Annotated in this window: 9 protein-coding genes; 7 read left to right on the forward strand and 2 right to left on the reverse strand. The window is 75.3% G+C overall.

Going from position 1 to position 8,029, the window contains the following annotated elements; translation table 11 throughout:
* Positions 1-942: 942 nt before the first annotated feature.
* Complete coding sequence (locus ACFVXK_RS35275) at positions 943-1,242, reverse strand: hypothetical protein (RefSeq protein WP_389620367.1); 300 nt, start codon at positions 1,240-1,242, stop codon at positions 943-945.
* A gap of 388 nt (positions 1,243-1,630) precedes the next feature.
* On the opposite strand from ACFVXK_RS35275, the gene ACFVXK_RS35280 reads away from it, so the two are divergent.
* The 3 genes from ACFVXK_RS35280 to ACFVXK_RS35290 all read left to right on the forward strand — a co-directional run bounded on the left by ACFVXK_RS35280 (position 1,631) and on the right by ACFVXK_RS35290 (position 3,814).
* Positions 1,631-2,173, forward strand: coding sequence for an N-acetyltransferase (locus ACFVXK_RS35280; protein WP_389620370.1), 543 nt, complete (start codon positions 1,631-1,633; stop codon positions 2,171-2,173).
* Positions 2,174-2,645: 472 nt separating this feature from the next.
* Positions 2,646-3,320 (forward strand): hypothetical protein, encoded by a 675-nt coding sequence (locus tag ACFVXK_RS35285; protein ID WP_389620373.1) that lies wholly within the window; start codon positions 2,646-2,648, stop codon positions 3,318-3,320.
* 38 nt (positions 3,321-3,358) lie between these two features.
* Positions 3,359-3,814: a very short patch repair endonuclease gene (locus ACFVXK_RS35290; RefSeq protein ID WP_389620376.1), complete on the forward strand. Its 456-nt coding sequence runs from the start codon at positions 3,359-3,361 to the stop codon at positions 3,812-3,814.
* A 30-nt stretch (positions 3,815-3,844) separates the two neighbouring features.
* On the opposite strand, the gene ACFVXK_RS35295 is transcribed toward ACFVXK_RS35290, so the two are convergent.
* Positions 3,845-4,849: an SEC-C metal-binding domain-containing protein gene (locus ACFVXK_RS35295; protein ID WP_389620379.1), complete on the reverse strand. Its 1,005-nt coding sequence runs from the start codon at positions 4,847-4,849 to the stop codon at positions 3,845-3,847.
* Between the two features lie 473 nt (positions 4,850-5,322).
* Here ACFVXK_RS35295 and ACFVXK_RS35300 point away from each other — a divergent pair, with 473 nt between their 5' ends.
* The 4 genes from ACFVXK_RS35300 (at position 5,323) to ACFVXK_RS35315 (ending at position 8,002) form a co-directional block, all read left to right on the forward strand.
* Positions 5,323-5,799 carry a class E sortase gene (locus tag ACFVXK_RS35300; RefSeq protein ID WP_389620382.1) on the forward strand — a complete coding sequence of 159 codons (477 nt, stop codon included), beginning with the start codon at positions 5,323-5,325 and terminating at the stop codon, positions 5,797-5,799.
* A 123-nt stretch (positions 5,800-5,922) separates the two neighbouring features.
* Positions 5,923-6,198 carry a DUF6412 domain-containing protein gene (locus tag ACFVXK_RS35305; RefSeq protein WP_389620391.1) on the forward strand — a complete coding sequence of 92 codons (276 nt, stop codon included), beginning with the start codon at positions 5,923-5,925 and terminating at the stop codon, positions 6,196-6,198.
* Between the two features lie 130 nt (positions 6,199-6,328).
* Positions 6,329-7,012, forward strand: coding sequence for a YidC/Oxa1 family membrane protein insertase (locus tag ACFVXK_RS35310; RefSeq protein ID WP_389620385.1), 684 nt, complete (start codon positions 6,329-6,331; stop codon positions 7,010-7,012).
* Between the two features lie 132 nt (positions 7,013-7,144).
* On the forward strand, positions 7,145-8,002 hold the full coding sequence (locus ACFVXK_RS35315) for a fumarylacetoacetate hydrolase family protein (protein WP_389620388.1): 858 nt from the start codon (positions 7,145-7,147) through the stop codon (positions 8,000-8,002).
* The last annotated feature ends 27 nt before the right edge of the window (positions 8,003-8,029 follow it).

Genomic DNA, 8,029 nt, shown 5'->3' on the forward strand with positions numbered 1-8,029 from the left:
CCCCGGATCAGCAACTTCAACAGGAGGGGGACGTCATGCCGGGTCCGAAGGCCGGAGGCCCCATTGCGGAGCCACGAAGACGGTAACGGGGGGGGAGCCGACGGGCACCGCGCCGCCTGCTCCCCCCGGACTCCGCCCAGCCTCGGGCTTTGCCCCCGAGGCTGCCCGGCCCCGGGTCTGGCCCCGGCCCCGGGTCTGGCCCCGGCCCCGGGTCTGGCCCCGGCCCCGGGTCCGGCCCCGGCCCCGGGCCCGGCCCATCCCCGGGCCCGGCCCATCCCCGGGCCCGGCCTGGCCCAGGCTTCCGCTCAGCCTTGGGCCCGGCTCAGTTCGGGCTTCCGCTCAGCCCCGGGCCCGGCGTCAGCCCCGGACCCCGCCCGACCTCGGGCCTTGCCCGGCCGCGGACTCCGCCCGGGCTCCGCCCGGATTCCGCCCGGACTCCGGCTCTGCCCCCGAGGCTCTGCCCGGCCCCGGGCTCGGTTCAGCCCAGGCTTCTCTCAGTTCCGGGGCTGGCCCAGCCCAGCCCCAGCCCCGTGCCCGGCCCGGCCGAGTCCCCGTTCCGCCCAGCCCGGAGCCGGGCTCAGCTCAGGCTTTCGCTCAGCCCTGGGTCCGGCTCAGCTCAGCGCCGGGCAAGCTCGGGCTTCCGCTCAGCCCCGGGTCCGGCCTCAGCCTCGGACTCCGCCGGGCCTCGGACTCGGCTGGGCCTCGGACTCCGCCCGGCCCCGGACCCGGACCGGCCCCAGCCCCGGCCCGGCCTGGCTCGGCCTCGCGCCGGGCTCAGCTCAGGCTTTCGCTCAGCCCTGGGTCCGGCTCAGCTCAGCGCCGAGCCGGCTTGGCTTCCGTTCGACCCCGGACCCGGCGTCAGTCCCGGACCCCGCCCGGCCTCGGGCGCTGCCCAGCCGCGGAATCCGCCCGGCCCGGGCCCGGCTCAGCCCGGACTTCCGTTCAGCCGCGGTCCGCGACTGCCCAGGCCGTCGCGGCTACGACGCCCGCCGCTCCGACCACCGCCGGCCACGCGCCGATCTTCTTCGCCAGCGGATGCGCCCCCGCGAAGCCCGCGAGGTACAGCGCCCCCAGCCCGGCCGCCGCCGGGACCCCGCCGCGGCGGTGCCACTCCCGGCCGGCCACGAGCCCGGCGGCGCCGAGCACGACCCCGCCCAGGGGGCGCTTCTTCGTCCAGCGGGCGACGGCGTAGCCGCCGACCAGCCCGGCTGCCGCCACCGCGGAACTCGGTACCCGCGCCATGTCGAACTCCCTCGTCGTCAGAAAAGTCATGTCATGCGATGAACCGTTCACGAGGCTAACGCGGACGCCTAGAACCCCGGCGGACACCCACCACCCCGAGGCCGAGCACGGCCCCGCCCACCACGGCGTGCGGCACCGCCTCGCGCACCGCGCGCGGCAGCAGCGCCACGACCCCGAGGACGGGAAGGAAGGCGAGCGCACACCGCCCCGCCACCAGCAGCAGTCTGTCCACGGCTGCTCAACGCCCGCCGCCGCCGCGCGACACGCACACCCGGCGGCCGATTTGTCGGCACACGCCGGGTTCCTCCCCTCCGCAGGTTCCGCGCCCCCATCGCCTACTTTCGGTCTTCCACCCCACGCCCCTCCCCGCCCTCCCCCGGAGCCGCTCGTGATCTCCTACGGCCGCGCCGTCCTCGACCTCGCGGACGAACTCCTCGACGCCTACGCCGACGTCTTCTCCGCCCCGCCCTGGAACGAAGCTGAAGAAACCATTCGCCAGTTCGCGGGCCGCCTCCAGGCCGACGTCCGGCGCCCCGGATTCCGTACCGCCTTCGCCCAGTCCCCGGCCGGCGTCGACGGCTTCGCCACGGCCTGGCTGACCCAGGCCCCCTTCCCCGGGGGCCGCGGCTACCCCCAGGTCGCCGCGCAGCTCGGCCCGGACCGGGTGCGCGACCTGCTGGTCGGGGCCCTGGAGATAGACGAACTGGCCGTACGGGCCTACGCGCGCGGCACCGGCACCGGCCGGGCGCTCCTCACCGAGATCACCGCCGACGCGCCCGGGCAGCGGGCCTGGCTGCTGACCTCACGCCTGGCCGAGGACACCGTCGCCACCTACCACCGCCTCGGCTGGCACGAGGTCCCCGCCCTCCCGGGCACCGAGACGAACGTGGTCGTCTTCCTCTCCCCCCACCACCCGGGCCGCCCGCACTGACCCACAGCCACCCGAAAGGGACGAGTGGACACGCCCGGCCCGGGCATACCGGGGCCATGATCACCCACAAGACAAGCTCCCCCACCCCCCCCCCCCCCCCCCCCCCCCCCCCCCCCCCCCCCCCACCCCCCCCCCCCCCCCCCCCCCCCCCCCCCCCCCCCCGACGTCCCCCGCCCCCACCTCCCGCCGCCAGCTGAACCTCGCCACCCGCCGCCAACTCACCACCACCGCCGGCATCCCCCACGCCACCGTCACCTCCCGCACCCGCCCCGGCGGCCCCTGGCAACGCCTCCTGCCCCGCGTCTACCTCCTCCAGACGGGCCCGCCCGACCACCGCCAACGCGCCCTGGCCGCCGTCCTGTACGCCGCCGAACCCACCGCGGACCCCCTCACCGGCGACACCGCGGCCCTCACCGGCGGAGCCGCCCTCGCGCTCCTCGGGATCCGGGACGCCCCGCCGACGCCGGCCGACGTGCTGATCCGCAGCCCGCGCCGGCTGACCGCCACCCCTCAGGTCCGCCCCGTGACGACCGCCCGCTGGCCGGGCACCCTGACCGTCTCGGGCGTGCCCAGCGCCCGGCCCGTCCGCGCCGCCGCCGACTTCGCCGCGCGCTGCCCGAGCCCCGACCGGGTCCGCTCCGTGCTGGCCCAGGTCGTCCAGTCGGGCTGGTGCCACCCGCACGACCTCCACACCGAACTCCGCGGCGCCCGCCTCCTGTCCCGCCCGGCGATCCGCGCCGCAGCGGGGGAACTCCTGGCCGGGGTCCGCTCGGTCGCCGAAGCCCGGGCCCGCGACGCCCTCACCGGCACGGACCTCCCGGCCCCGCTGTGGAACGCCCGCCTCTACACCCCGGACGGCACCTTCCTGGCCACCCCGGACGCCTACTGGCCCGACGAGGGCGTGGCCCTGGAGGTCGACTCGGCGGAGTACCACTACACCCGCGACGCCTGGCACGCCACCCTCCGCCGCCGCCTGCGCCTGGAAGCCCACGGCGTCCTGGTGGTCAGCGCGACGCCGTCGATGATCCGCGACACCCCGGACGAAGTCCTGAAGGCCCTCGGCACCCTCCTCACCCTCACCACCCCCCGCCGCACCCCACCCACCCTCACGGCCCGCGGCCACCAACAGCTCGCGCTGCCCCTCTGACCGAGGTACGCGGTGTGCGGCCGGCCCAGAATGGTGCCGTGGAGAAACTCGTGACCACGGCCGCCGTGCGCGCCCGGATGAGCAGGCAGAAGAGGCACGACACCTCCGTGGAGGTCTCGTTGCGCAGGGCGCTGCACGCCGCCGGGCTCCGCTACCGGGTCCACCGCAAGCCGGTGAAGGGCGTTCGCCGCGAGGCGGACATCGTCTTCGGCCCCGCGCGCGTGGCGGTGTTCGTGGACGGCTGCTTCTGGCACGGATGCCCTCTCCACGCCACGTGGCCGAAGAACAACTCGGACTTCTGGCGCGCGAAGATCGAGGGGAACCGTCGCCGGGATCTCGACACCGACGCCCGCTTCGCCGATGCCGGTTGGCTCGTCCTGCGGGTATGGGAGCACGAGGGTGTCGACGAGGCGGCGGCGCGGGTGATCCGGGCGGTGGCCGCCCGTCGCACCGAACGCGCCACGATACGCGCCTCGATGCGCGGGTCGGGCTGACCGTCCTTCAGCGGTACGGGGTTGGCGGGGTCAGGGGGCGGTCACTCCGTGGCACTCCGCGTACGGCTTGCCCGACGTGCACCAGCAGGGGGACGTGGGGGTGGGGGGCCAGGGGGTGGCCTTGCCTCGGGCGGCCAGGGTGGTGGCGTATTCCGCCAGGAGGGACGGGGAGGCCGGGGAGGACTTCTCCGAGGCGGCGAAGGCCTCGTACGAGGGGACGCTGGCGGTGACGATGCCGAGGTTCGTGGTGCCCGAGGCGGCCAGGGCGCGGAGGGAGGACTCGACCTTCGCCAGGTGGGCCTCGTGGGTGGGGTACTCCGCCGCGAGGGTGGGGTAGCTGGTCAGGAGCTCGGCCAGTTCGCGGGCGGGCCAGTGGAGGATGGCCACCGGGAAGGGGCGCGAGAGGGCGGCGCGGCGGTCGCCGAGTTCGGCGCGCAGGCGGGCGATCTCGGCGCGGAGCTCCGCCGGGTCGTCGGAGCCCAGGGCCCAGATGCGCTTGGGGTCGTGGAGTTCGTCCAGCGGGATCGGGCCGATGTGGCGGGTGTCGGCGACCATGTCCCAGTCGTCGTGGGGGAGCGCGAGGAGCCGGCGGACGCGGTGGCGGCCCGTCAGGAGCGCCGTCGTGGCCTGGGTGAGGGGGGTGTCCTCCGAGGTCAGGAGGGTCGCCGCCTCGGTGAAGCACTCGTGGGAGGCTTCGAGCTCGTCGTGGGCTTCCAGGGCTTCCGCGATGACCTCCCAGGGCGCCGGGTCCGTGGGCGCGGCGGCGCGGATGCCGGAGATCAGGGCGCGGGCCTCGGCCTCGTGGCCGTACTCCCACAGGTTCGCGGCCTGGCGGGCCTTGATCAGGTGGGGGTTGGCGGGCGAGGCCGAGAGGAGGCGGTCGTAGAGGGCGCTCGCGCGGTCCCGGGCGTCGCCCAGTTCGAGGTGGGCCGCGGCCTGGAGGAGGAGGGGTTCCTGGTCCTCGGGGTAGCGGGTCGCCGTGCGGATGAGGCGCTCGGCTTCGGCGATGTGCTCTGCAGGCGTGTCGGGGCGCATGGTTCACACCGTACTGCCGCTGGTCAGTTGAGGGGGGAAGTCTTAGGGTGCCGGCCGTGCGGGATCGGGTGCGTGTGGTGGTGCAGGGGCGCGGCCGGCGGGCGGGGCGGGCCGGGTTCGCGCGGTTGTTGTGGGTGGGTGCCGAGGTGATCACCACGGTGGGGGTGGTGGTGGCCCTGCTGGTGGTGCACCAGGTGTGGTGGACCAATCGGCAGGCCGTGGCCGGGGCCCAGGCGCAGGTCCGGGCCCTGGAGAGGGGGTGGGCGGATGGGAGAGAGGGGGAGGGAGAGGGGGAAGGGGAAGTAGGGGGAGAGGTGGGGGGCGGGGTGGTTGGTGAGGGGGTGTCCGGGGGTGGCGGGGAGGCTCCAGGGGTGGGCGAGGGGGGCTTGAGCGGGGGTGCGGGGCAGGGGGCTGCCGGGGGGTCCGGGTCTGGGGGGTCCGGGGCTTCGGTGGGGGGCCGCAGGCCCGGGGCGGTGGCGGCCGGGCCGGCGCGGGACGAGGCGTACGGGGTGTTGCGGATCCCCCGGCTCGGGCTGAACGTGCCCGTCGCGGAGGGGGTCGACCGGCGGGCCGTGCTGGACAAGGGGTACGTGGGGCACTACCCGGGGACGGCGCAGCCGGGGGCGGAGGGGAACTTCGCGCTGGCCGGGCACCGGAACACGCACGGGGAGCCGTTCCGGTACCTGAACCGGCTGCGGGAGGGGGACGAGGTCTTCGTCGACCTGCGGGGGCGGCGGTACACGTACGTGGTGGGGAAGGTGCTGGCGGAGACGAGCCCGGGGGACGTGGGGGTGATCGCGCCCGTGCCGCGGAGCTCGGTCAAGGCGGGGTACGGGTACGAGAGCGCCGGGTCCTACATCACGCTGACGACCTGCACGCCGGAGTACACCTCCAAGTACCGGCTGGTGGTCTGGGGGACCCTCAGGAACGTTGTCGGTGCGACCCGTTAGGGTGGGGGCAGGTGTCGATCGTGAGTTCTGGTGAGGTGGGGGGTGGTTCGCGTGGGGCGTCGTGAGGTTCGGCGGTTCAGCGTGTCCTCCTTCCTGTTCCACGAGGGCTCCCGGGCCGCCCGGATGCTCGTCGCGCTCCTGCTGCTCGGCGGGGTGCTGGCACTCCTGTCCGGGGAGGGCGGGCTGGCGGCCGGGGTGGTCGCGCTGGCCGCGGCGGTCGCCGTGGGCGCGGCCGTGCTGGCGGCGGCGTGTCTCGTCCGGTCCGTTCCGCCGCACCGCATACGTACCGCGATCCGTGATCGCGAGCAGCGCACGGCGTTCCTGCCGCAGCGCGATCCCGACGCTTCGGGCCGGTCGCGGCCCCGGGCGCCCGGCCGTCTGGTCCTGACGGCCGCGTAGGGGCGCGCAGTGTCCGCTGCCTTCTGCTTCCTCAGCTTCTTCCGCTGACTGATCGCTGTGTCGCCCCTCGTGGGTCGTCGCGCCGAAATGCACCTTTTCGACGTTCGACGAGACCCCTCGGAGGGCCCCCGTGTCCGTTTTCACTCATCTCGTTGCCGAGCTGGGCCGGCTCCTGGAGCCGGTGCTGGCCGAGTCCGCGACCGCTGCCGCGATCGTGCTGTTCACCCTGCTCGTACGGCTCGCCCTGTTCCCGCTGTCCCGTGCCGCGTCCCGTGCGGCGACCCCGGTGGCGGGGTGCCTGCCGGTGCTGCTGCAGCTGCCGGTGTTCTACCTGATGTACCGGTCCTTCTCCTCCGGCGGTGAGCTGCTGGGGCACCGGCTGTTCGCCGCGCCCCTCGGGGCCCGGTGGTCGGGGGCGCTGGAGGCGGGCGGTGCGTTCGGGCCGCAGGGGCTGGTGTTCCTCGGGCTGTTCGCCGCGATCGCGGGGGTGGCCGCGTGGAGCGCGGTGCGGGGGCGGCGGGCCGCCGCGGCCGCGCCGGTCGTGGTGCCCGTGCCGCCCTCCCGGCTGAAGGGGGCCGGCGGGGCGGCGGCGCCGAGTGCCGAGCAGCTGGCCGCGATGCGCAAGCTGGGCGGCGTCCTGCCCCTGCTCTCGTTCGGGACGCTGGTCACGGCGGCCGTCGTGCCGCTGGCCGCCGGGCTGTACCTGCTGACCACCACGACCTGGTCGGTCGCCGAGCGGGCCTGGCTCCAGCGGCGGACCGCCGCCGGGGCGGGCGGCGCGGTCGTCGGTGGAGCGGTGCGTTCCAGTCTGTGAACAGGGTCTTGCGGATTGGTCGGACATCTTGGAGGATCAGCCAATCCTCCGATGGCCGCAACCCATCGGCCGGCCCTCGGGCGCCTCTGGCATGCCCGCGGGCCGACCACCCACGACCACGGGAGAATGCCCATGAAGCTGCTGCGTGTCGGACCCGCTGGGTCGGAGCGTCCCGCGCTGCTCGACCAGGACGGGACCCTTCGGGATCTGTCCGGCCTGATCACGGATGTGGACGGGGCCCTGCTGGCCGACGACTCCGTGCTGTCCCGCGTACGGGACGCCGCCGCGGCCGGTGAGCTCCCGGTCCTCGACGCGGAGGGGCTGCGCGTCGGCTCCCCGGTCGGCCGGATCGGCAAGGTCGTGGGCATCGGCCTGAACTACTTCGGGCACGCGGCCGAGATCGGCGCGGAGCCGCCGGCCGAGCCGATCCTGTTCCTGAAGGCCGCGGACACCGTGGGCGGCCCGGACGACACCGTGCTCATCCCGCGCGGCAGCGTGAAGACCGACTGGGAGGCCGAGCTCGGCGTCGTCATCGGCAGCACCGCCCGCTACCTGGGCTCCGCCGAGGAGGGCCTCGCGCACGTCGGCGGCTACGTCCTGGTCAACGACGTGTCGGAGCGCGAGTTCCAGATCGAGCGCGGCGGCACCTGGGACAAGGGCAAGAACTGCGAGACGTTCACCCCGCTCGGCCCCTGGCTGGTCACCGCCGACGAGATCCCGGACCCGCAGGTCCTGGACGTGAAGCTGTGGGTCAACGGCGAGCTCAAGCAGGACGGCAACACCTCGGACCAGATCTTCCCGGTGGGCGAGGTCGTGCACTACCTGAGCCAGTTCATGACGCTCCACCCCGGTGACGTGATCGTCACGGGCACCCCGGCGGGCGTGGCCATGGGCCAGCCGGAGCCGAAGCCGTACCTGCGGGCCGGTGACGTCGTGGAGCTGGAGATCACGGGGCTCGGCCGCCAGCGCCAGGAGTTCAAGGGCGCGTAGCCGGCGGGAGTACGGGGAGGGGCGGGC

This window comes from Streptomyces sp. NPDC058157 (genome assembly GCF_042884105.1).
Classification (GTDB): Bacteria; Actinomycetota; Actinomycetes; order Streptomycetales; family Streptomycetaceae; genus Streptomyces.

Bases quoted from the DNA above. Each gene is read 5' to 3' on its own strand.
- ACFVXK_RS35275 (WP_389620367.1), bottom strand. From the start codon at position 1,242: ATGGCGCGGGTACCGAGTTCCGCGGTGGCGGCAGCCGGGCTGGTCGGC.
- ACFVXK_RS35295 (WP_389620379.1), bottom strand. From the start codon at position 4,849: ATGCGCCCCGACACGCCTGCAGAGCACATCGCCGAAGCCGAGCGCCTC.
- ACFVXK_RS35305 (WP_389620391.1), top strand. From the start codon at position 5,923: ATGCTCGTCGCGCTCCTGCTGCTCGGCGGGGTGCTGGCACTCCTGTCC.
- ACFVXK_RS35315 (WP_389620388.1), top strand. From the start codon at position 7,145: ATGAAGCTGCTGCGTGTCGGACCCGCTGGGTCGGAGCGTCCCGCGCTG.